The organism is Bacillus sp. AFS001701 (assembly GCF_002559405.1).
In the GTDB taxonomy this organism is placed as follows: Bacteria; Bacillota; Bacilli; order Bacillales; family Bacillaceae_G; genus Gottfriedia.
The window spans coordinates 1-935 of sequence record NZ_NTZO01000655.1; the positions used below are offsets into that span (position 1 = coordinate 1).

At 29.7% G+C, this 935-nt stretch carries 1 protein-coding gene; it reads left to right on the forward strand.

All coding sequences use genetic code 11. The features are described from left to right. Positions 1-55: 55 nt before the first annotated feature. On the forward strand, positions 56-935 hold an 880-nt coding region (locus tag CN514_RS24420; RefSeq protein WP_098234786.1), incomplete at its 3' end, for a LysR family transcriptional regulator.

Below are 935 nucleotides of genomic sequence, written 5' to 3' on the forward strand. Positions count from 1 at the left end.
TAAAATATATTTAATTATACTTAAACAAAGTTAATGATTTCTTAAGGAGCAAAAAATGAACTTAGACCATTTAGCTTATATTGTTGATGTTTCAAAAACGAAATCACTATCCATGTCAGCGAAGAACTTACATATTTCTGTTTCGGCAATCTCTCAGGCAATTAATAATTTAGAAGAAGAATTCGGATTTAAAATTTTCACTCGTTTACGACAAGGTACGATTACGACACCTGAGGGAGAGAAATTAATTGAAAAATCCCTTAATGTGTTAGCCCATGCAGAAAAATTAAAACAGTTAGCAATAAGCAATAATGAAATACAAAAGGAGATTACACTTGCAACTGTTCCTGGACTAATGCATTATATCGTAAATTTAATTAAGCTAATTAAAGCCGAAAATCCAAACTCAAGGATTAGAGTACACGGAAAAAATTCTTTAGAAATTTTAGATGATGTAAAAGAAAAAAAATTACGCTTTGGTTTAGTTTGGATTTATGATGAGTTGATAAAAAAGAATAAAGAATTGGTCTTCGATATCTTTCAAGAGGTTAAAATCAATGTTTGTGTGAGTAAAAATCACACACTTGCTGAATGTAACCAGTTAACAATAGACGATCTAAAAAATGAAACGTTCGTTGTTCATGATGAACAATATGTGAAATGGTATTATGATGAATTCTTAAAAAACAAAACAGAAATATTGTTTACGACAAATAATATCGATAGCATTAGAAGTGCCGTCAAAGAAAATATTGCGATAACAATTGGCACAGACTTTGTTGTACAAAATGAACCACTCATTCAATCTGGAGAAGCGATTGCAATCGAACTGATTAATCCTTTTCATCGTCCTTTTTATGTTGGTTGTGTTCGAAATGAAAATCTTCCTCTTTCAGAAGCAGATAAAATCTATATAAATGAATTAAAAAATGAAT